The following is a 21,579-nucleotide window of genomic DNA, read 5'->3' as shown; positions in this document are numbered from 1 at the left end:
CTCCTGGAAGCATTCCCGAATCGGCGGCGCGCGCCGGCGCGGGAATGCAGCGCACCGGCCCGGTTGCCACCCGTACATCGCTGGTTGGATGTTGATTTATATTAACTTTGACTAGTTAATAATGAAAATGACCAGGGTCAAGGTTCTCGCCAAGTGCGAATCGCGCTTGCCATTTACGCAAGCGTGGCACATGATAAAGGCATGCACACACCTACCTACTCCCTGCTGCGCGCCGCGTGCGCCAGCTTCCTGCTGCTGGCCGCCAGCGCCTGCGGCAGCGCCCCCACGCAAGATGATGCGCCGCCCGCCCCCGGCAATGCAAGCCTGCTGGCGCAAATCCAGGCGGAAGTGGGCGTAGCCGCCTGCGATTCCACCCAGCAATGCCAGACCATCGCCATCGGCGCCAAGGCTTGCGGCGGCCCCGAGCGCTACCTGGCCTGGTCCAGCAAGGGCAATGACGGCAAGAAACTCAAGGCACTGGCCCAGGCGCAAGCCGAGGCGAGCCGCAAACAGCAGCAAGCGGACGGCATGATGTCGACCTGCTCCATCGTCACGGACCCGGGCGCCACCTGCGAGGCGGGGCGCTGCGTGCTGCAAAAGAGCGCCCTGGGCGGCAGCACCGCCATGTAAAAAACAAAGCCGCTGGATCAGCGGCTTGAGTGCTTCGGCAACACGTCAGGACTGCAATTGCAAGGTCTTGACGATCTTGCTTTCCACCTTCTCGCCCGCGCCTGCGGTGGCATTCTTGCTCTCCTTGCGCAGCAACAATAAATGGTCGCCGCTGACGCCATACTGGCGCGTCTCGTCCGACTTTTGCGTAAAGCTGACGACGACAAAGGCGCGCCCGCTCACGTCAAAGTGGAAATGGCTGGCCAGCGGCGTGCCGTCCGCGGCGATCCATACCTCGATGCCGCCTTCGAACTTCTTCACATACTTGCGGTCTTTCTCAGGCACCTTGTCAAGCGACAAGGTAAAGCTGAGCAAACGCGCCGGCTTGCCCTTGTAGCTATCCATCTTTTCGCTGCTGAACACGGCTTCCTCGATTTCGCGCGACAGGGCATCGGCCGCCGACACCATGGAACGCAGCTCCGTCGCCTTCATTTCCCCCAGCGCAAAGCCGATCGGCGTCTTGACCTTCGGATCCTTCACCCTGGCACGCTGCTCGGCTTCCACTTTCGCCAGCAAGTCCTTGCCGTAAAGCACCTGCAAGCCCGCCGGCCCGCCCTCGACAGTGACAATGGCCTGGCCGCTATCCTCTTCCGCCGCCTTGCCCTCACCCTCGCGGCGCCAGGATTTCGATTCGACCTGCGCCTTGATGGGCATCTGGCCCTGCAAGCGCGCCAGCGCCGCATTCAAATCAGCGAGCCCGTCGGCCCGCGCCGCGCCGCACAACAAGCCGAACAAGCCCGCCACCGCCAGGCCTTGCACTCCAATACATCGCTGCATCGCCACATCCCTTCAGGTCAGACAAGGATGCCAAAACACTATGTTTTGGCCATCTGTTGCATTTGAACACAGCTAGCTCTGGTCAGGTGGAAAGTCTTTCTGCTATAATTCGCCGCCTTGGCCTGGTAGCTCAGTCGGTAGAGCAGAGGATTGAAAATCCTTGTGTCGGTGGTTCGATTCCGCCCCGGGCCACCAAGAATTCAGCAGTACATAGCAAAAAGCCAACCTTCGGGTTGGCTTTTTTGTTTCTCTTTGCCAAACCCTCCCCCACCCCGCCGCTATGTACGCAAACGTACGGACTGCGGCCGCCCAAGAGCACATGCTGCAGGCAGACCACACCCCCTTCCCGCCGCCAGCGTCCTGCGCGACACGGCGCAACGGCCACCTGATCAGATTCTCTCCGTAACACCGCCATGCGAAACTCGCGCCCGACGCCGTCGAGCCGTTCCGTACATCACGGCACACTGCCAAAGGATGCATCATGAAAACTACCCTGATATTGCTCGCGCTCGCCTCTACCCTCGCCTTGACCGCTTGCCAGCGCGAAGCGCCACCTATCGTACAAGTGGTTCCCGGCCCTGCCGGTGCGCCTGGTCCTGCCGGCGCTACGGGTGCGACGGGCGCTGAAGCCCCTGCCGGCGCGACCGGTGCGACCGGCGCCACGGGCCAGACCGGCGACAGCGGTGCCGCCGGATATGACGGCGCCAAGGGCGCCACTGGCGCACAAGGCAACGATGGCGCCAAGGGCGACGACGGCGCCAAAGGCAAGACGGGCGACACGGTGATTGTCGTCCCGCAACGCTAATACGCCGCACGCCATACACCACAACGCCAACCCATGCGGTTGGCGTTGTGCGTATGCGCTGTACCGCACAGTAACATTCGCCAAATCGGCCTACCCTGTTCTCATTACACAGGGAGATACGCATGCTGACGATCCTATTGATGGTAGCCCTGCTGGGCTTGGCTTTACTGTTCGCCCCAGGCCCCGTGCGCCGCGCCCTCGTCACCCCGCGCCTGCTGGCCTTGTTCAAGCGCATCTTGCCAACCATGTCCGACACGGAACGCGACGCGCTCGAAGCGGGTACCACGTGGTGGGACGCGGACCTGTTTTCCGGCCGGCCCGACTGGCCCAAGCTGCTGGCCTATGGACGTGCCTCGCTCACGACCGAGGAGCGTCACTTTCTCGAGCATGACGTCGAGCGGCTGTGCGAACTGGTCAACGACTGGGAAACGCAGCAGGCGCAGGACTTGCCGCCCCAGGCCTGGGCCTACATGAAGGCGCAAGGTTTCCTCGGCATGATCATCCCGAAACAATACGGCGGCAAGCAATTCTCCGCCTACATGCACTCGCAAGTGGTGATGAAGCTGTCGAGCCGCTGCTCGGCGCTGGCCGTCACCGTGATGGTGCCCAATTCGCTGGGGCCGGCCGAGCTGCTGCTGCATTACGGCACCGAAGAACAGAAAAACCATTATCTGCCGCGATTAGCCGCCGGCACCGAGATTCCCTGTTTTGCCCTCACCAGCCCATATGCGGGTTCCGATGCGGCCGCCATTCCCGACCTCGGCGTCGTGTGCATGGGCATGCATGAGGGCCGCGCCACGCTGGGTTTCCGTCTCACCTGGAACAAGCGCTACATCACCCTGGCGCCCGTCGCGACCTTGCTGGGACTGGCATTCCAGACCAGTGATCCCGAACATTTGCTGTCCGAGAATGACACGCCGGGCATCACTTGCGCCCTGATCCCCGCCAGCCACGACGGCGTGGTGATCGGCCGCCGCCATCACCCATTGAACGCCGCGTTCCAGAACGGCCCCACCTCGGGCAACGATGTCTTCATCCCCATCGACTGGGTCATCGGCGGCCAGGCGCAAGTGGGCAAGGGATGGCGCATGCTGATGGAGTGCCTGGCGGCCGGGCGTGCCATTTCGCTGCCCTCGTCCAGCGTGGGCATGGGCAAGATGGCCGTGCGCGGTACCGGCGCGTATGCGGCCGTGCGGCGCCAGTTCAACATGGCTATCGGCAAGTTCGAAGGGGTGCAGGAAGCGCTGGCCCGCATGGGCGCCAACCTGTACCTGATGGATGCGGCCCGCACGCTGGCCGCGCACGCCGTCGACCTGGGCGAAAAGCCGGCCGTCATTTCCGCCATCGTCAAATACCACGTCACGGAACGGGGCCGCGCACTCGTCAATGACGGCATGGACATTCTCGGCGGCAAGGGCATCTGCGTGGGGCCCAACAATTTCCTCGCCAGCGCCTACCAGCAAATCCCCATCGCCATTACCGTCGAAGGCGCCAATATCCTCACGCGCAGCCTGATCATCTTCGGCCAGGGCGCCATCCGCGCGCATCCGTATGTGCTCAGGGAAATGGCCGCCGTCAGCGAAAGCGACGGCCGCAAGGCCCTGCGGGATTTCGACGCTGCCTTCTTTGGCCACGTGGGCTTTGTGCTGGGCAACCTGGCCAGGGGATTATGGTACGGACTGGGCGGTGCGCGCCTGGCGGCCGCGCCCGACGCCGGCGCGCCCGCACTGGCGCCCTACTACCGCGCCCTGACGCGGCTGTCGACGGCGTTTGCCGTCATGACGGATATGTCGATGTTCGTGCTCGGCGGCGAGCTCAAGCGCCGCGAGCGGCTGTCCGCCCGGCTGGGCGACGTGCTGGCGCAACTGTACCTGGCTTCGTCCGTGCTGAAGCGCTACGAGGACGATTGCCGCCCCGAAGCCGACCTGCCCTACGTGCACTGGTCGCTGCAGGATGCGCTGGTCAAGGCGCAGCAGGGCTTGACGGGCGTGCTCGACAATTTCCCCGCGCGCGTGCTGGCCGTGCTGCTGCGCACCCTGCTGTTTCCCTTCGGCCTGCCGCATCGCCCGCCTTCCGACGAGCTTGGCAGTGAAGTGGCGCTGGCCCTGCAAACGCCGGGCGCCGACCGTGAGCGCCTGCTGGCCGACGGTTATGTGGCCAACGACAACACAGATCCCGTGGCTTGCGCCGAGCGGGCACTGGCCCTGCTGGCCGACGTGCTGCACATCGAAAAACGCCTGAAAGACACGCCCGCAGGCGCAGCCCTGCGGCACCTGCCGCAAAGCCTGTCCGCCATGCAGCAGTGGCTGGCAACGGCCAAGGCCGCAGGCTCGGTCAGCTGCCAGGAGCACAATACCTTGCTCGAATATGCGCGCCTGGTCGACGGCTTGATCCAGGTCGACGATTTTCCCGCCGATGCGGCGCATCTGGCTCAAGGCGGCGCCATGCAGCGTCTTGATGACGGATCCGCTGGCGAGAGCCGCGCGGCCTAGGCGGGGCTGCTTTGCGGCCTATACTGAATTGAGCGGGTGCGGTGCCCGCTCTTTCCAGAAAGGAGACGATCATGACGCGCAAATACATCGATTGCAGGGAATTCCCAAGCGACACGCATTGCTCGGTAGCCATCTCGGCTGACAGCGAGGAAGAGCTGTTGGGCATTGCTGTGGAACACGCAGTCTCGGTACACCATCACCACGATACCCCGGAGCTACGCCAGCAACTACGCCAATTGTTCAAGGACGGCATGCCGCCCGAACATCTGCCCATGACGGGACAAGCCGGCAGCAGCGGGGCCTCGCACGCGCACTAGCCTGCCAGGGCTTGCGCCGGTTTCTGCAAGCGCAAGCCCAGCACGAGCGGTACCAGTGCCGCGTACACGACGATCACCGACAGCCAGACGGCGCCGGGCCAGTACGCCCTGACGCCAAAATAGATGCTGGAAAACACCAGCGGGCACAGGACGGATGCCAGGCTCACGGCCGAGGCCAGCACGCCCTGGAACTGGCCTTGCCGGTCCTCGGCCACTTGGCGCGTGGCCAGCGACTGCAGGGCCGGCGCGCCGATGCCGCCCAGGGCGAACACGGGCATAATGGCGAAGATCATCCAGCTGCGCGTGGCAAACGCCATGACGGTCAATGCCACGCAGGCGCAGGCCACGCCCGCCAGGATGGTGGCGCGCTCGCCCAGCAGTTTCACGGCCGGGCCAGGTAGAAAAGCCTGGGCCAGCGCCTGGCACACGCCGAAGGCGCCCAGCGACAGGCCGATCCACAGCCCGTTCCACGCGAACGCGTCGTGGCCCCACAGCGCCCAGCACACGCCATACACTTCGCCGGCCGCGCTGAAGGTAAAGAAGATGACGGTAATCGGCAACAAGCTTTTCTCCGAGAAAACCCAGCGCAACGGGCGCAGAGGGTTCAATGCCGCCAGGTCGATTTTCCCCCGTGTCGGCGTGCGCGAGGGGGCGCGTGATTCTGGCAGCAGATGCCAGGCCAGCAGCAAATTGCCGGCATTCAAAACGGCTGCCGCCATGAACGGCAGGCGCAGCCCGTAATCGCCCAGCGCGCCGCCCAGCACGGGGCCGATGATGAAGCCTGCGCCGAACATGGCGTTGAGCAAGCCGAAGCGGTGCGCCCGCTTCGCCTCGGGAGAAATGTCGGTGATGTAGGCGGTGGCCACGGAAACGTTGGCGCTCGTCAACCCGGCGATGGCACGCCCCAGCAGCAGCATCCACAGGCTGGGCGCAAAGGCGAGGAACAGGTAATTGACGGCCGCGCCCGCCAGCGACAGCAGCAGCACGGGGCGCCGGCCCAGGCGGTCGCTCAGCGCCCCCAGCACGGGCGCAAAGATGAACTGCATCAACGCATACAGGGCCGTCATGATGCCGATATACGGCGCCACATTGGCGGCATGGGTGACGTCCCGCAGCAGCGCCGGCAGGATGGGAAAGATCAGGCCGATGCCGACGGCGTCGAGCACGACAGTGGTAAAAATGACGGGCAATTCCGCCACGGGAACAGATTCTTTCATATACTCAATCTAAATATGTACTCAGTATATAAATAGTACGCCCAGCCTTGCCGCGCCAGCAAGCCTTATCTGTACTCAGTACACTTCGTGTATGATCGTGGCAACATGACGATTCCTTCCGACCTCCGCTCCCGCAAACGCCTTGCCACCCGCCAAGCCATCTCGAATGCCGCCACGCGCCTGTTCTTCGTGCGCGGCTTCGAGCAAGTGACGGTGGACGAGATCGCGGCGGCCGCCAGCGTGGGACGCATGACGGTGTTCAACCATTTCCCCCGCAAGGAAGACATGTTCTTCGACCGCGAGGAAGAGGGGCGCGAACTGCTGCGCGACGCCTTGCGCCAGCGCGATCCCGCCATCCCGCCCATCGAAACCCTGCGCCTGCTGGCGCACCGGCTGGTACTGGAAGACAGTCCCTACATCACCTTTTCCGCCGCTGGTCAGGGTTTCATTGCCACCATCGAAGCCAGCGATACCTTGAAAGCGCGGGCGCGGGCCATCCGCGACGAACTGGCGCAAGTGGTGGCGCAAGCGCTGACCGAATCCACGGGGCGCGATGCAAGCGATCCCCTCGCGCACCTGGCGGCCAGTCTGCTGCTGGCCACCTGGAGCACCGCCCTCATCGAAGCGCACCGTGCCTTCGCGCAACATGGCGACGCGCAACTGGCCAAGGCCGGCTTCCTGTCCCTGGTGGACCGGGGACACACGGGCTTGAACGCCGCCATGGCGGGCACGCCCTACGCCTGAAGCGGCAACCCCTCGCATTTCCTTGTTTCATTTGCCAGCACCTGGGCTTGCGTACCGTCTGGTGCCTTCCTATCATGAAACCACGCGCTGGCAAACGATGCATGCAGGCCGGCACGCGGGGACAGTCCTCCTGCTTCCCGTCACCATACCCATAACCGCATGCAGCCGCTGGGAGGTACACGATGAATACCTTGACGAACGGCCAGCTCAATGAGTTGCAAGCCTCATTGAGAGGGCAACTGTTACAAACGAACGACGCCGGCTACGACAGCGCGCGCGCCGTCTGGAATGCGATGATCGACCGGCATCCGGCACTCATCGCGCGCTGCGCGGGCACGGCCGACGTGCGCACGGCGCTGGCATATGCGCGCGACCACGGCCTGCCCCTGGCCGTGCGCGGCGGCGGCCACAATATCGCCGGCAGCGCCCTGTGCAACGATGGCCTGGTGATCGACCTGTCCGGCATGCGCTCGGTGCATATCGATCCGCAACAACGCCGCGCCCACGTCGAAGGCGGGGCCACCTTGCACGACTTCGACCACGAGGCGCAAGCGTTCGGCCTGGCCACGCCGCTGGGCATCAATTCCACCACGGGCGTGGCAGGACTAGCCCTGGGCGGCGGCTTTGGCTGGCTCAGCCGCACGCTGGGCCTGGCGGCCGACAACCTGCTGGCGGCCGATGTCGTCACGGCCGACGGACAATTCCTGCATGCGAGCGCGACGGAGCATCCCGACCTGTTCTGGGCCTTGCGCGGCGGCGGTGGCAACTTCGGCGTGGTCACGCGCTTCGAGTTCCAGCTGCATCCGGTGGGGCCGCAAGTCACGGCTGGCCTCATCGTGTTTCCTTACGCGCAAGCCAAGGCGGTGCTGACGAAATACCGCGATTTCGTCGACGGCATGCCCGATGAATTGACCGTCTGGGCCGTCTTGCGCAAAGCGCCGCCGCTGCCCTTTCTGCCACCGGAAGTGCACGGCCAGGACGTGCTGGTCCTGCCCGTCTTTTCGCCCGTGCAATCTGCCGCCATGCAGGAAGCGATCGAGCGCATCGGCAGCTTCGGCCAGCCGCTGGGCATGCACCTGGGCAGCATGCCGTACACGGCCTGGCAACAGGCGTTCGATGCCCTGCTCACGCCGGGCGCGCGCAATTACTGGAAATCGCACAACTTCACGCAGCTCAGCGACGCGGCCATCGATACCGTCATCCGCCATGCCGGCAAGCTGCCGACGCCGCAATGCGAAATCTTCCTCGGCCTGCTGGGCGCGCAGGCGAGCCGGCCGGCGCCGCAGGATACGGCCTATCCGCACCGCGACGCCCTGTACGTGATGAACGTGCACACGCGCTGGGACGAGCCGGCCGATGACGCGCGCTGCATCGCCTGGGCACGCGAGTTTTTCAACGACGCCGCGCCGTATGCGACGGGCAGCGTGTACGTCAATTTCCTGACCGAAGATGAAAGCGGGCGCACGGCCGACGCGTATGGCGTGAACTATCCGCGCCTGGCGCGCATCAAGAAGCAATACGATCCCGCCAACCTGTTCCGCGCCAACCAGAACATCTGTCCGGCCGCCTAGGCTGCCACGGCGCAGCGCCTTGCAATCCCTTGATCCAGGGCAATGCAATGCGCTCGCCGCCCGCTTACAATCGCCGGCTTTGCCCCTCCTCCATGCGCCAAGCTCCCGAACTCCTCCTGCCTGCCGGCTCCCTGGCCAAGATGCATGCCGCCTTCGACTTTGGCGCTGACGCCGTCTACGCGGGCCAGCCGCGCTACAGCTTGCGTGTGCGCAATAATGATTTTTCGACCTTGCAAGCCTTGCAGGAGGGAATTGATGGTGCGCATGCGCGCGGCAAGCAATTCTTCGTCGCCAGTAATATCTTCGCCCACAACGCCAAGCTGAAAACGTATTTGCGCGACATGGAACCGGTGATCGCCATGCGCCCGGACGCGCTGATCATGGCCGACCCGGGCCTGATCATGATGGTGCGCGACAAGTGGCCGGACGTCCCCGTGCACCTGTCGGTGCAGGCGAACGCCGTCAACTGGGCCGACGTCAAATTCTGGCACCGCATGGGCTTGACGCGCGTGATCCTGTCGCGCGAATTGTCGCTCGACGAGATCGAGGAAATCCGCCAGCGCTGCCCGGAAATGGAGCTCGAGGTATTCGTCCACGGCGCCCTGTGCATCGCCTATTCGGGGCGCTGCCTGTTGTCCGGTTATTTCAACCACCGCGATCCCAACCAGGGCACGTGCACGAATTCCTGCCGCTGGGATTACAAGGTGAAAAATGCGTCCGAAGACGCCAGCGGCGACCTGGGCGGCATGCAGGTAGTGCCGCTGGAATTTCACCAGGCGCTGGCCGAAGCCGACAACAACGCGTTTTCCGCCCTGCACCAGCAGCCGCGCCACCCGCTGGCCGACCAGCCATATTTTATTGAAGAAGCCCAGCGTCCGGGCCAGCTGATGCCGATACTCGAGGACGAGCAAGGCACCTACATCATGAATTCGAAGGATTTGCGCGCCGTCGAGCACATCGAGCGCCTGGTGAAAATCGGCGTCGACTCGCTGAAGGTCGAAGGCCGCACCAAGTCGCTGTACTACGCGGCGCGTACGGCGCAAGTCTACCGCCAGGCCATCGATGACGCCGTCGCGGGCCGCCCCTTCGATATTGGTCTCTTAGGTCAGCTGCAAGGCCTGGCCAACCGCGGCTACACGGACGGTTTCTACCAGCGCCACCACACGCAGACGCACCAGAACTACATGCGCGGCGCGTCGGAAGCGGACCGCAGCCAGTATGTGGGCGACGTGCTGGGCGTGACGGACGGCTGGGCCAGGGTGGAAGTGAAAAACCGCTTCGCCGTGGGCGACCGCATCGAGGCCGTGCATCCGGGTGGCAACCGCGATGTCACTATTGCGCGCATGCTCAGCGATGACGGCAGCGAGATCCAGGTGGCGCCCGGCAGCGGCCACTTCGTGCGCATCGAACTCGACGGGTCCCTCGACAAGGCCTTGCTGGCACGTTATTTGTAACCGCCAGTCTGGAGCGCGGGGTGAGGAACCAGTATCTAAGTGTTTGATTTGGCAAGTAAAAATCCACGCATCACCGCCTAAACAATTTGTTTAGGCTTCAACATTGCTATACGATACGGCCACCCTGCGCCCGGGGGCCTTATCGGCACCCGGTGCGTCCCTGACACGTTCACCGGAATCCCCGATGCCACCTGCCACTACCGCCCTGATCACCAATGACGCCGTCGTCCTCGGCTTGCTCGCCATGACCCTGGGGACCGTCTTCTGGACCGCTTCCCGCCAAAATGGCTTCTGGAAAAAGTTTTACACGTATATCCCCTCCCTGCTGATGTGCTACCTGATCCCGGCGCTGCTCAACACGTTTGGCATCATCGATGGCAATGCGTCCGGCCTGTACGCCGTGGCGCGCGACTACCTGCTGCCCAGCGCACTGGTCCTGCTGTGCGTGGCCATCGATTTCGGCGGCATCATCCGCCTCGGCCCCAAGGCCATCATCATGTTCTTGACCGGCACCCTGGGCGTCATGCTGGGCGCCCTCGTCTCGTTCGAAGCCTTGCGTTTGATCCACCCGGAAACGGTGGCAGGCGACACGTGGCGCGGCATGACCACCGTGGCCGGCTCGTGGATAGGCGGCGGCGCCAACCAGGCAGCCATGAAGGAAGTATTTGAAGTGGATGCCACCCTGTTCGGCCAGTTCGTCGCCGTCGACGTGCTGGTGGCCAACGTCTGGACGGCCGTGCTGCTGTTCCTGGCCGGCCGCGCGGGCGCCTTCGACCGCTGGACGGGTGCCGATTTGACGGCCATCAATGCGCTCAAGGACAGCATCGAAAGCTACCGCACGCAACACGCTCGCATCGCCACCCTGACCGACATCATGATCATCCTCGGCGTGGGCCTGGGCGTGACGGGCCTGTCGCACTTCCTGGCCGGCCCCATCATCAGCTGGATCAACACCCTGCCCGCCGCATGGCGCTTGCAGGACTACAGCCTGACGTCGAACTTCTTCTGGATCGTCGTGCTCGCCACCACCTTCGGCTTGCTGCTCAGCTTTACCCGGGCGCGCAGCCTGGAAGGCGCGGGCGCCTCGACCATCGGCTCGGCCATGCTGTACGTGCTGGTGGCAACGATCGGCATGCACATGGACCTGGGCGCCCTGCTCGACAAGCCGTTTTTGTTCCTGCTGGGCCTGATCTGGATCGCCGTGCATGGCGGCCTGATGCTGCTCGTCGCCAAACTGATCCGCGCCCCCCTGTTCTTCATGGCCGTGGGATCGCAGGCGAACATCGGCGGCGCCGCCTCCGCCCCCGTCATCGCCAGCGCCTTCCATCCGGCCCTGGCTCCCGTCGGCGTGCTGCTGGCCGTGCTTGGCTACGCGCTGGGCACCTACGGCGCCTACATCACGGGGCTGATCCTGCGCAGCATGGCGGGGTGATGACGATCCTGGCTTGACCAGGCGATCCGCAACGACAACGCCAGCCTTCGGGCTGGCGTTGTCGTTTACCACTCGCATCGGCCGCAACGTCCTCAAAAATCCCCACAATGTAGCAGAAACCCCTCAAAACCAAATTTCCGCACCATTTTTGTGCGAAATCTGCGATGATAGTTGCCCAAATAACCGATTACCTCCATGGAATTCTGATGAAATACGCATCTGCTCACGAGTATGTCCAGCATGTCGCCGCACGCAATCCAGGTCAACCCGAGTTTCTGCAAGCCGTCACCGAAGTCATGGAGAGCTTGTGGCCATTCCTGGAACAGCACCCGAAATACGCGGAACAAGGCTTGCTGGAACGCTTGATCGAGCCGGAGCGCGTGGTGATGTTCCGCGTGTCGTGGGTCGATGACCACGGGCAAGTACAAGTCAATCGCGGCTACCGCATCCAGCACAGCATGGCCATCGGGCCGTACAAGGGCGGCATCCGCTTCCACCCTTCCGTCACCTTGTCCGTGCTGAAATTCCTCGCCTTCGAACAGACGTTCAAGAATGCCCTGACCACCTTGCCGATGGGCGGCGGCAAGGGCGGCGCCGATTTCGATCCGAAGGGCAAGAGCCCGGGCGAAGTGATGCGCTTCTGCCAGGCCTTCGTGAGCGAACTGTTCCGCCATGTGGGTTCGGACACGGACGTGCCGGCCGGCGACATCGGCGTGGGCGGGCGCGAAGTGGGCTATATGGCCGGCATGATGAAAAAACTCAGCAACCGCGCCGACTGCGTATTCACGGGCAAGGGCGCCAGCTTCGGCGGCTCGCTGATGCGTCCGGAAGCGACGGGCTACGGCACCGTGTATTTTGCGCAGGAAATGCTGAAAACCCGGGGCCGCTCGTTCGAAGGCATGCGCGTGTCCGTGTCCGGCTCGGGCAACGTGGCGCAATACGCGGTCGAGAAAGCCATGGCCATGGGCGCGAAAGTCATCACCGTCTCCGATTCGAGCGGCACCGTCATCGACGAGGAAGGTTTCACGCCGGAAAAGCTGGCCATCCTGATGGAGATCAAGAACCATCTGTATGGCAGGGTCAGCGATTACGCCGCGCGCACGGGCGTGCGCTTCGAAGCAGGCGTATCGCCATGGCATGTGCCGGTCGATATCGCCCTGCCCTGCGCCACGCAAAATGAACTGAACATCGACGATGCGCGCACCTTGATTGCCAATGGCGTGCAATGTGTGGCCGAAGGCGCCAACATGCCCACCACCATCGAGGCCGCCAAGGCCTTCGAAGCGGCCGGCGTGCTGTACGCGCCGGGCAAGGCCAGCAATGCGGGCGGCGTGGCGACGTCCGGCCTGGAAATGAGCCAGAACGCGGCGCGCATATCGTGGCCGCGCGAGGAAGTCGATGCGCGTTTGCTGCAGATCATGCAAGGCATCCACGCCGCGTGCAAGCAGTACGGCACGCGCGCCGACGGCACGGTCAGCTATGTGGATGGCGCCAATATCGCCGGCTTCGTCAAAGTGGCCGACGCGATGCTGGCGCAAGGGGTGATTTAACCCAATGACAAAATCTGGGGTCGGACCCTCAGGGTCCGACCCCGGCCCTTGCGTTTGGGGTTAACGCATTTCAGGCTTCATCAGGCTCTTGCGGCTGATCGTGCGACCCGACACCATGAACTCGCCATTGCCACGATAGTGCAGGGTTTCGGGCAGCTTGGGCGACGTGGCCACGTGGGCTTTCACGCACTCGAAAATGAAGAAGCCGCCTTTCGGGTTGCCCGACACCTGGGCCAGCTTGCATTCGAAGTTGGCATAGCACTCGGCGATCAGGGGCGCGCCCACCTGCTCGGCCGGCTGGGCCGTCAGGCCGAAGGCCGTGAACTTGTCCGTATCTTCGCCGCTGCAATTGCCGATGGCCACCACCTGGTCGACCATATCGGCCGTGGGCAGGTTGATCACGCACTCCATGCTGCGCTTGATCATTTCATAGCTGTGGTTCGCGTCGGAAATGAAGCAGCCCAGCAAGGATGGCGTAAATTCCATCAGCATGTGCCAGGCCATGGTCATGACGTCGCTTTCCCCCTTCCACGTTGAACTGACGAGCACCACGGGCCCCGGTTCAAGGAAACGCCGGATGTCGGCGACGGGATAATCTTCTTTGTGGTAATTTTTCATGCAGTCTCCAGGACGCGGTACGCCATAGCATAGCCCAACGGCGCCTTGCCGGGCGCGCGGCTGCCCGATGGCAGCCGTATCATCCGCGCCGCGATTTGTGCCGTTCATCGCAAATTTCTCCTCAATGGAGATGTTGCACAATAGAATACACTGATCAACTACTCAAGGAAACCGCCATGCGCCCTCTGTTCCTGTTGTCAGTCCTGTCCCTTGCCTGCCTCTCCACGCTCGCGCATGCCGACGAGCAAACCCGCACGGTTGGCGCCTTCAACGCCATCGATATCCGCGGCCCCATCAGCATCGAAGTCGAATCGGGCAAGGAGCAAAGCCTGCGACTGCGCGGCGACCAGAAATTCCTCAGCGGCGTGATCACGGAAGTGGTCGATGGCGAGCTGAAAATTTCCATGAAGGACAAGGACATCAAGAAGACGGATGGCGACCCGCGGGTCATCATCACCATGCCCACCTTGCGCAAGCTGATCGCGGAAGGCGCGGGAGAAAAGATATTGACCAAGCTCAATGGTCCACGAGTCGACATCAGCTACAAGGGCGCGGGCCGCCTGGCTGCCGATGGACAGGTCGACTGGCTGCGCCTGAAGGCGCAAGGCGTGGGCGAAGTCGATACGAAAGCCTTGTTGGCGAAAAACGTCGACGTCAATTTCGAAGGCATCGGTTCCGTCAAGGTGTATTCCTCGGGCGAGCTGAACGCCGTCGTGCGCGGCATGGGTGAACTGATCTATTACGGCAAGCCGAAGATCGTGCACAAGTCGATCGCCGGCATCGGCAGCGTCAACGCCGCCAAGTAAGATTTCCTAAAATAACAAGGCCATCAGGCCACTGGAGACCACATGACCGCAACACATGACACGCAAGCACCGCTGGTGCTGCGCGAGGACGAGGGTGGCCTGGTCACCCTGCGCCTGAACCGTCCCCTGCAATTCAATGCCCTGTCGGAAGCCATGCTGGCCGCGCTACAGGCTGAACTCGACTTCATCGCCGGGCAGCCGCACGTGCGCTGCGTGGTGCTGGCCGCCGAAGGCAAGGCGTTTTGCGCAGGCCACGATTTGCGCCAGATGCAGGCGACGCGCCAGCTTGCGTATTACCAAACCCTGTTCGCGCAATGCTCGCGCGTGATGCAAGCCATCCAGGCCTTGCCCGTGCCCGTGATTGCCCGCGTGCACGGCATCGCCACGGCGGCCGGCTGCCAGCTGGTCGCCAGCTGCGACCTGGCCGTGGCGGGCGCGTCCGCGCGCTTTGCCGCGTCCGGCATCAACGTGGGCCTGTTCTGCGCCACGCCATCCGTGGCCCTGTCGCGCAATGTCTCGCCCAAGCGGGCCTTCGACATGCTGGTGACGGGCCGCTTCATCGACGCCGACACGGCCGCCGACTGGGGCCTGATCAACGAAACGGTGGCCGACACAGCGCTCGACGACGCCGTGGCGCGCCTGGCGCAGCAGATCATGGCGAAAAGCCCGACGGCCATCCGCTACGGCAAACAGATGTTTTACCAACAGCGCCAGCTGCCGCTGGACGACGCGTATGCCTACGCGGGCGACGTGATGGCGCGCAACATGATGGAAGAGGATGCGGACGAAGGCGTCACCGCCTTCCTTGAAAAACGGCCGCCCGGCTGGGCGGCCGTCAGGTAACTTAACGCTGTTCCTTCATCTGCTGCTGGACGGAAAGACTCAAGGTACCGAGGTCTTCCTTGCCCAGCAGCGGCAATTGCGCCAGCAGCTGCATCAGGGCGGAACTGCCCGTCACGTCCAGCTCGGACGACTGCACCAGCACCGTGCCGGCGCCCGTGAAGTCGATCTGCTTTTCCTCGCCCGACAAACTGAAACCGGTAAGCGCGCCGGCGGCCGAGGCCCAGCCCTGCACGTGGGCGTAATCGTAGTGATACGACGGGCTGGGGCAATCGGCCCAGCCCAGCACGGCCTGTTCATCGACGCGGCACGGCAGTTCCAGGAAGTGCACGGGCCCGTTCGACGAGGCGATCACCTTGCCCGTGCCGATCATCGTCAGATAGCCGGGCAAGGTCGATTCCTGGCAAATCACGTCCTTCGTAAAACCCAGCAGGTTTTTCGCGCGGATGGTCATGTTGGCGTTGTCCAGATCGTAGCACGCCAGGTCATTGCCGTTGTCGCCCAGGATCAATTGCCCTTGTCCTTGCGCCACGACAAAGTGGTGGATGTATTTCGGTGCATTGAAGGCATTGCGCACGATCAAGTCGAGCACGCTGCTGCCCATGGCTTCGAAGCGCAGCTCGCCATAGAAGGCGATCATCTTGCCCTTGCGAATGAAGATCTGTTCCTTGACGTCGATGACATACGAAAAACGGTTCAGGTTATCGTTCTTCGGCAAGGTATCGGGATTGTAAATCGTCATGGCTTACCTTTCGCTCGCTTGGATATAGACCGTGCCCTGGCCCGTGAACTTCACCTGGTACGATTCGCCGGACGCCTGGCCGACGAAGGTTTTCCAGTTCAGGTCCGTGACGATGGTCGAGCTCAGCTGCCCCGTATGGCCGATATACGCTTGCGGGTCGACAAACACGGGCACATCCGGCGTGACGGGCAAGCCGATGGCGTTGCCGTCGGACAGGATCGCCACTTCGCCCGTGCCTTGCAAGGTGGTGGTAAACAAGCCCTGGCCGGAGGCCATGCCGCGCACCACGCCCTGCACGCCGCCCTGGTTGCCGAGGAACATGGTGCCAGCCGTCAGGCGCGCATCGAAGGCCAGCAGGGAATCGCTTTCCACATAGAAAGTTTCGCCGCGCACGGGGACGATGGTGACGAACAGGCCGCCCTGGGCGTAAAACACGCTGCCCGTGCCTCGCGCCGACATCAGGGCATAGCCTTCATTCGTGACGGCGCGCATGGCCAGGCTTTGCACGCCCTGGCCGGCCAGGAAGGAGCGGCTGAACGCCACGTCGCCCTGATACGACACCATGGCGCCCTTGCGCGCGAACACTTCTTCATTGCCGAGTTTGACCTCAAGCATCTTTTCATTGATCTGCTGATAGACAGGCATCGTGGGTCCTCGCTGACTTAACGTTCGGCGGGCTGGATGAACACCACGCCCTGGCCTGTGAATTTGTGCTGGTACGATTCGCCCGAGCTCTGGCCGATCATCGTGCGCCAGTTGACATCAAAAACGAATTCCTGGCGGATGTCGCCCTTGAAGCCGACGAAGGCGTCCGGGTCCACGCGCAGCGGATGCGCCGGCGTCACTTCCAGCATGATCAGGTTGCCGCGCGAAATGACGGCCAGGTTGCCGTTGCCTTCCACGGTGGTGGAAAACAGGCCCTGGCCGGAACTGGCGCCGCGCAAGCCCGCAAAGCTGGTGCCCGTTTTCAGGCTCGTATCGTAGGCCAGCAGGCTGCTGCTTTCGATGGTCAGCTTTTCGCCGGCCAGCGCCATGACGGTGATCTCGGCCGCATTCTGCGCGAAAAACACGGTGCCCGTGCCGGCGGCCTGCATCACCTGCATGCCTTCGTTTGTCACCTTGCGCTTGAGCGCGCCAAAGATGCCCTCGCCACCGAGCAGGGACTTTTCAAATTTGATGGCGCCCGTATAGGCGACCATGGCGCCGGCAATCGCCAGCACTTTTTCATCCTGCAGGCGCACTTCCAGCAGGCGGTCGGTATTGGTGCGGAAACTGGTCACGCGCGACTCCCCAAGAATGCCAGGGCACAAAGCCATGGCTATCCGACAAGATACCGGTGGCTTTGCCGGCGCGCAAGCGCTATTCCTGGCGAACGGGGGTTCCCATAAAAAAAGGCGTGCCCGGAGGCACGCCTTGCGTTCACACAATGAACGGTTTATTCCGCCAGCACCGGCCTGGCGCCGCGCGCGTTCTGGAACAGCGGCACGGGATCATTGGTATTGACCTCGATCACCGTCACGCCCTGCACCACGCCAGCCACCTGGTAGCCGACGGCGCCCAGGTGGCGCTTGCCTTCGGCCAGGTTGGACCAGCTCAGGGAGACAGATGCGGTGCCGCCCGTGTAGGCCGTGCCCGGCATCAGCGCCTTGAAGCTGCCGTTGTTCAAGCCCGGCGCCAGCACCCACGACGACAAGGTGTAGTCGGCCTGGCCGTTTTGCGGCGCAAAACCGATCACGCACACCTTGTAGGTGCCGGCGGCAGGCAGGCGCAGTTCCACCTGCTCATTCGAACTCTCATTGCCGCTGCTGCCGACCAGCACATTGGCGGCGTTGTAGACCTCCATGTCCATGTCGGTATTCGCGCCGCCCGTCGTTTCCGCATCGTAGGTGGCAAAGCGCGCCGCCAGGGTGCCGGCCGGGATCACCACGTTGTGCACGTTCACACCCGTGGCGCCGCCCGCCTTGCAGGCAGCCGATGCGGCAGCGCCTGTCGCCGCCTGGCCGATCGTGCGCGCCTGGCGCACGGCTTCGACGAGACCCGACTTGACGCCGACCAGCGCGCCCGTGAAGCCCGTGCCCAGGGTCAGCACCTTGCTGCCCGTGGCCGCTTCGCTGCTGACCAGCGGAATGGCGGCCAGCGAGGTGCCGCGCGCCGTCAGCGGGCTGCGCACGGTGTGCGTGCCATCCGTCCAGCTCAGAGCGCCGTAGGTCCAGGTATTGGCCGGCGCCGTGGTGCGCGTCAGCTTGACCTGGTACTGGCCCTTGGCGCCCGGCGCCAGGTTCAGGCTGGTAGGCGTCACCGCCACCGTATAGCCGGGCAGGCTGGCCGAGACGTTGTAGACGGCGCTGCTGGCGCCCACGTTGGTCACCGTGCGCGTCAGCGTTTGCGTGCCCAGCACGTTGGCCGCCGTCAGCGACGCCAGGTTCAGGTTATAGGCCGTGATGGTACCGATGGCCTGGCACGTGGCGGCGCTGTAGACCTTCAGGTTCAGGCCGCACAGGAAGCGCGCATAGTCGATTTCCGACATGTCGTACACGAGGCCAGGATCGGCCGCGCTGTTCGGCGCAATGTGGCCGGCGCCCTGGCCCCATGGCAGCTGGCCCGAGGTCTTCGCCGTGGCATCCCACGACACGGAACCGTTCAAGCCATCCGAATAGGTGCTGAAGGCCGTCGTCATCAGCGCCGACTTGATGGCCGCGGGCGACCAGTCGGGATGCTGCTGCTTGAGCAGCGCCGCCACGCCAGCCACGTGCGGACTGGCCATCGAAGTGCCGGAATAGAAATCCCACTCGGCCGCCGGCGCCACGCCGCCTGCCGCCACGGCATCGCGCTGCGCCTGCGTCAGGTCGGCCGTCACGCCGGCCAGCACGTTGGTGCCGGGCGCCGAGAGATCCGGTTTCAGGATGTTCGCATTGGCCACGTTCGGCCCGCGCGAGGACCGGTCGCTGACGATCGGCGCCTGCACCGTCGTGTCGGGGATCGTATGGACTTCACCCAGCGCCGCCGTGCCATCGGGCGTCGCCGCCATGAAGGCCTTCAGCGCGTCGCCCTGCGCCTGCGCCAGGTGCACGGTCGACAGCACGTGCGCCTGGTTGATGATGGTGTTGGCGCCGCCGGCCACGTTGGCGATGATCACGCCCGCCGCGCCCGCCGTCTTCGCATTCGCGCTCTTGTTGACCAGCACGTTGCCGCCACGGTCGCACACGAGTATCTTGCCGGCCACTTTCGCCGGGTCCAGATACGCCGAAGTGGCATCGGCCGCGCCGAAGCAGCGCAGCAGATTGACGTCCGTCGGCAGCACGCCGGCCAGGCCCGCGTCGCGCGAGCGTATCAGCGGCAGCGCCGGCGTCTTCGCATTGCTCGACGCGCCTTCCAGCTTGGTGCCGTTGCTGAGGATGACATTGCCCGCGTACAGGCGGTTGTGGGTGGAATTGGCCACGGTTGCCAGCCACGGGCTGATGTGCGAGACGGGCGCCGGCACGTCGGGTGCGGGCGTGGCCGGGCCGGAATTGCCGCCCGACGTGGCAACGAATACGCCGGCTGCCGCCGCGCCGAGGAAGGCGACTTCCGTCGGTTCGTCGAAGGCGCCGCCGCCCGCGTTCGGGCCGATGGAGAAGTTGATGACGTTGACGCCATCCTTGACCGCCTGGTCGATGGCGGCCACGCTGTCGGCCGTGGCGCAACCGTTGCGGCCCGTCGATGCGGCCGTCCAGCACACTTTATAGGCGGCGATGCGGGCGCGCGGCGCCATGCCCGATGCCTTGCCCAGCGACACGCCGTTCGAGGTGGCCAGGGCGCCATTGTTGCCGCCGGCCGTGGAGGCCGTATGCGTGCCATGGCCGCCGTGTCCCGTCAGGCCGGCGACGGAATCGCGCGGCGACAAAAATTCCGTCCAGTGCAGCGCCGACGTGGCGGCGCGGTAGTAGCGTGCACCGATCAGCTTGTTGTTGCAATTCTCGGCGGAGAAACCTTCGCCCGTCTGGCAAGTGCCCTGCCAGCTGGCCGGTGGCGCGCCGTACACGACATTGTTGCCGCTGTGGCTAGGTACGCCATTCTCGTCCAGGCGGTCGGCAAAGGCCGTGTTTTCCGGCCAGATGCCGCTGTCGACGATGCCGATGATGATGTCTTCACCCGCGTGCGCCTTGCCGCCCAGCTGCTCCCAGATGCCGCCCGGCTTGTCCAGGCCCAGGAAGCTGGGCGTGTAGCTGGTGTCGAGCTGCAGGATGGAGTCGGCGCTGATGCTGGCCACGCCGCTGTTTTTCTTCAGGGCCCGCACTTCATCGTCCGTCAGCAAGGCGGAAAAGCCGTTGAAGACGACGCTGTACTGGTGCGTGATTTCAGCCGCGCTGACGGTGCCGGCCACGGCGGCCTGCTTGGTGTCGAGGTAGCTCAAATAGGCCTGCACATCGGCGGCGCCCACGTTGATGCGCGCGCCTGGGGCCGGCTTGGTGGCGGCCAGGCCGTCGACCTGGCCCGTATAGGTGGCGGCCGGCTTGTCGACCAATTGCACGATGTAGGAGCGGCGTTCCTGCGCCTGCGCCGCTTGCGCCAGGCTGGCGGCCAGCAGGAGGATACCGAGTGAAACGGGACGTAATTTCATCTCACGCTCCTTGCACGGTGAACGCTGCGAACTTGCCGGTGCGGCGGCGCGACAGCATGCCGATGGCGCCCAGGCCGACCAGCATCAGCATGTAGGTCGACGGTTCCGGCACGGCGCTGATGTTGATGTTGTCGAGCGCAAACTGGCCCTGGTTAAAGGCGGGGAAATCGATGGAATTGCTGCACGCGCCAGTGTCATTGAAAATGCACGCGTTGAAGGTCAGGCCCGTAAACGCGTAGTTGCTGAAGCCGCCCAGCAGGGAAGCGCCCTGGAAATGGTAATTTCCATCGCCGCCCTGGCCGGGAAACGCCAGCGAGGTACTGATCACCTGGCCGTTGCTCAGGGTGCCGCTCAGCTGCAACTGGCCCCAATTCATGTTGGGCAAGCCGGATACGGGCGCGATGAAGGAATAATCGAAACCGGCCAGGCTGAACGCCTGGCGGTCGGCACGCGAAAAATTCACGCCGCCATCGTTGAGGATGGCCAGGTAATTGCCGGTGGCGCCCTGCGGGCAGGCGGCGATATCGCACGACGAGCCCACGCGGCCATCTAGGATGGCGCCCACGCCGCTGACGCCGCCGCCGGCCGCCGTGGTCGGATCGGCCAGGAACAGCAGGTTGTAGCTCGACGTATTGAGCGTCTGGCCGCTGGCATACACGTCGGGGCGCAAGTTATCGAAGGTCAGGACATCGGCCATGGCCGGCGCCGAGGCCAGCACGGACAAGGTGGCCAGCGCGGCCAGGATGGTGGCGCGACCGCGGGTAGCGGGCGGATTGGCGGTGGCGGGCGATACCCGCGCATGTGATGAACGATTCATTCTATTCCCTTGTTTGTTGTGGATAGATAGGTCGGCAGGTCTGGCGCCCGCTTTCAGCTTTTTCACAAAAGTGTCAACAAATATAGCAAATCGCATAAAACAAATAACATATTTTTAATATCATTTAT

19 protein-coding genes and 1 tRNA gene are annotated in these 21,579 nt (G+C 63.9%); 12 read left to right on the top strand and 8 right to left on the bottom strand.

Annotated elements, in window-relative coordinates:
• Window positions 1-201 precede the first annotated feature (201 nt).
• Entirely contained in the window at window positions 202-630 is a 429-nt protein-coding gene (locus tag LSO07_RS04265; RefSeq protein ID WP_151092462.1) for a hypothetical protein, read from the top strand.
• A 45-nt stretch (window positions 631-675) separates the two neighbouring features.
• Here LSO07_RS04265 and LSO07_RS04260 read toward each other — a convergent pair whose 3' ends face one another.
• Window positions 676-1,446 carry a hypothetical protein gene (locus tag LSO07_RS04260; RefSeq protein WP_225317175.1) on the bottom strand — a complete coding sequence of 257 codons (771 nt, stop codon included), beginning with the start codon at window positions 1,444-1,446 and terminating at the stop codon, window positions 676-678.
• A 119-nt stretch (window positions 1,447-1,565) separates the two neighbouring features.
• On the opposite strand from LSO07_RS04260, the gene LSO07_RS04255 reads away from it, so the two are divergent.
• The 4 genes from LSO07_RS04255 (at window position 1,566) to LSO07_RS04240 (ending at window position 5,060) form a co-directional block, all read left to right on the top strand.
• A tRNA-Phe gene (locus LSO07_RS04255) sits at window positions 1,566-1,641 on the top strand.
• A gap of 286 nt (window positions 1,642-1,927) precedes the next feature.
• Window positions 1,928-2,251 (top strand): collagen-like protein, encoded by a 324-nt coding sequence (locus LSO07_RS28340; protein ID WP_151092459.1) that lies wholly within the window; start codon window positions 1,928-1,930, stop codon window positions 2,249-2,251.
• A 122-nt stretch (window positions 2,252-2,373) separates the two neighbouring features.
• Window positions 2,374-4,743 carry an acyl-CoA dehydrogenase gene (locus tag LSO07_RS04245; RefSeq protein WP_151092456.1) on the top strand — a complete coding sequence of 790 codons (2,370 nt, stop codon included), beginning with the start codon at window positions 2,374-2,376 and terminating at the stop codon, window positions 4,741-4,743.
• A 71-nt stretch (window positions 4,744-4,814) separates the two neighbouring features.
• Entirely contained in the window at window positions 4,815-5,060 is a 246-nt protein-coding gene (locus LSO07_RS04240) for a DUF1059 domain-containing protein (RefSeq protein WP_070282880.1), read from the top strand.
• On the opposite strand, the gene LSO07_RS04235 is transcribed toward LSO07_RS04240, so the two are convergent.
• On the bottom strand, window positions 5,057-6,277 hold the full coding sequence (locus tag LSO07_RS04235; protein ID WP_151092453.1) for a TCR/Tet family MFS transporter: 1,221 nt from the start codon (window positions 6,275-6,277) through the stop codon (window positions 5,057-5,059). The genes LSO07_RS04240 and LSO07_RS04235 overlap by 4 nt on opposite strands.
• Window positions 6,278-6,382: 105 nt before the next feature.
• On the opposite strand from LSO07_RS04235, the gene LSO07_RS04230 reads away from it, so the two are divergent.
• The 5 genes from LSO07_RS04230 to gdhA all read left to right on the top strand — a co-directional run bounded on the left by LSO07_RS04230 (window position 6,383) and on the right by gdhA (window position 13,028).
• Window positions 6,383-7,021 (top strand): TetR/AcrR family transcriptional regulator, encoded by a 639-nt coding sequence (locus tag LSO07_RS04230; protein WP_034784272.1) that lies wholly within the window; start codon window positions 6,383-6,385, stop codon window positions 7,019-7,021.
• A gap of 182 nt (window positions 7,022-7,203) precedes the next feature.
• A complete protein-coding gene (locus LSO07_RS04225) occupies window positions 7,204-8,592 on the top strand; it encodes an FAD-binding oxidoreductase (RefSeq protein ID WP_092608824.1) in 1,389 nt (462 codons plus the stop codon).
• Between the two features lie 92 nt (window positions 8,593-8,684).
• Window positions 8,685-10,046, top strand: coding sequence for a prephenate-dependent tRNA uridine(34) hydroxylase TrhP (gene trhP, locus LSO07_RS04220; protein ID WP_151092450.1), 1,362 nt, complete (start codon window positions 8,685-8,687; stop codon window positions 10,044-10,046).
• A gap of 184 nt (window positions 10,047-10,230) precedes the next feature.
• On the top strand, window positions 10,231-11,478 hold the full coding sequence (locus LSO07_RS04215; protein WP_151092447.1) for a DUF819 family protein: 1,248 nt from the start codon (window positions 10,231-10,233) through the stop codon (window positions 11,476-11,478).
• A gap of 206 nt (window positions 11,479-11,684) precedes the next feature.
• Window positions 11,685-13,028: an NADP-specific glutamate dehydrogenase gene (gdhA, locus tag LSO07_RS04210; RefSeq protein WP_034784281.1), complete on the top strand. Its 1,344-nt coding sequence runs from the start codon at window positions 11,685-11,687 to the stop codon at window positions 13,026-13,028.
• Window positions 13,029-13,088: 60 nt separating this feature from the next.
• Here gdhA and LSO07_RS04205 read toward each other — a convergent pair whose 3' ends face one another.
• Window positions 13,089-13,646 (bottom strand): flavin reductase family protein, encoded by a 558-nt coding sequence (locus tag LSO07_RS04205; protein WP_099389938.1) that lies wholly within the window; start codon window positions 13,644-13,646, stop codon window positions 13,089-13,091.
• 176 nt (window positions 13,647-13,822) lie between these two features.
• Here LSO07_RS04205 and LSO07_RS04200 point away from each other — a divergent pair, with 176 nt between their 5' ends.
• Both LSO07_RS04200 and LSO07_RS04195 read left to right on the top strand, forming a co-directional pair.
• On the top strand, window positions 13,823-14,452 hold the full coding sequence (locus tag LSO07_RS04200) for a head GIN domain-containing protein (protein ID WP_151092444.1): 630 nt from the start codon (window positions 13,823-13,825) through the stop codon (window positions 14,450-14,452).
• A 42-nt stretch (window positions 14,453-14,494) separates the two neighbouring features.
• A complete protein-coding gene (locus LSO07_RS04195; RefSeq protein ID WP_151092441.1) occupies window positions 14,495-15,295 on the top strand; it encodes an enoyl-CoA hydratase in 801 nt (266 codons plus the stop codon).
• Between the two features lies 1 nt (window position 15,296).
• Here LSO07_RS04195 and LSO07_RS04190 read toward each other — a convergent pair whose 3' ends face one another.
• The 5 genes from LSO07_RS04190 to LSO07_RS04160 all read right to left on the bottom strand — a co-directional run bounded on the left by LSO07_RS04190 (window position 15,297) and on the right by LSO07_RS04160 (window position 21,451).
• The gene (locus tag LSO07_RS04190) at window positions 15,297-16,034 is read right to left on the bottom strand and encodes an AIM24 family protein (protein ID WP_034784287.1); all 738 of its coding nucleotides are present in this window, start codon (window positions 16,032-16,034) and stop codon (window positions 15,297-15,299) included.
• Between the two features lie 3 nt (window positions 16,035-16,037).
• Window positions 16,038-16,679: an AIM24 family protein gene (locus tag LSO07_RS04185; protein WP_034784288.1), complete on the bottom strand. Its 642-nt coding sequence runs from the start codon at window positions 16,677-16,679 to the stop codon at window positions 16,038-16,040.
• Window positions 16,680-16,696: 17 nt separating this feature from the next.
• Complete coding sequence (locus LSO07_RS04180) at window positions 16,697-17,350, bottom strand: AIM24 family protein (protein WP_080753537.1); 654 nt, start codon at window positions 17,348-17,350, stop codon at window positions 16,697-16,699.
• A gap of 119 nt (window positions 17,351-17,469) precedes the next feature.
• On the bottom strand, window positions 17,470-20,634 hold the full coding sequence (locus tag LSO07_RS28335) for a S8 family serine peptidase (RefSeq protein WP_151092439.1): 3,165 nt from the start codon (window positions 20,632-20,634) through the stop codon (window positions 17,470-17,472).
• Between the two features lies 1 nt (window position 20,635).
• On the bottom strand, window positions 20,636-21,451 hold the full coding sequence (locus LSO07_RS04160) for an NF038120 family PEP-CTERM protein (RefSeq protein WP_034784293.1): 816 nt from the start codon (window positions 21,449-21,451) through the stop codon (window positions 20,636-20,638).
• Between the last annotated feature and the right edge of the window lie 128 nt (window positions 21,452-21,579).

It is taken from the genome of Janthinobacterium sp. PLB04 (genome assembly GCF_021165895.1).
GTDB classification, from domain to species: Bacteria; Pseudomonadota; Gammaproteobacteria; order Burkholderiales; family Burkholderiaceae_D; genus Janthinobacterium; species Janthinobacterium lividum.
This window is presented reverse-complemented; position numbering and strand designations above follow the sequence as displayed.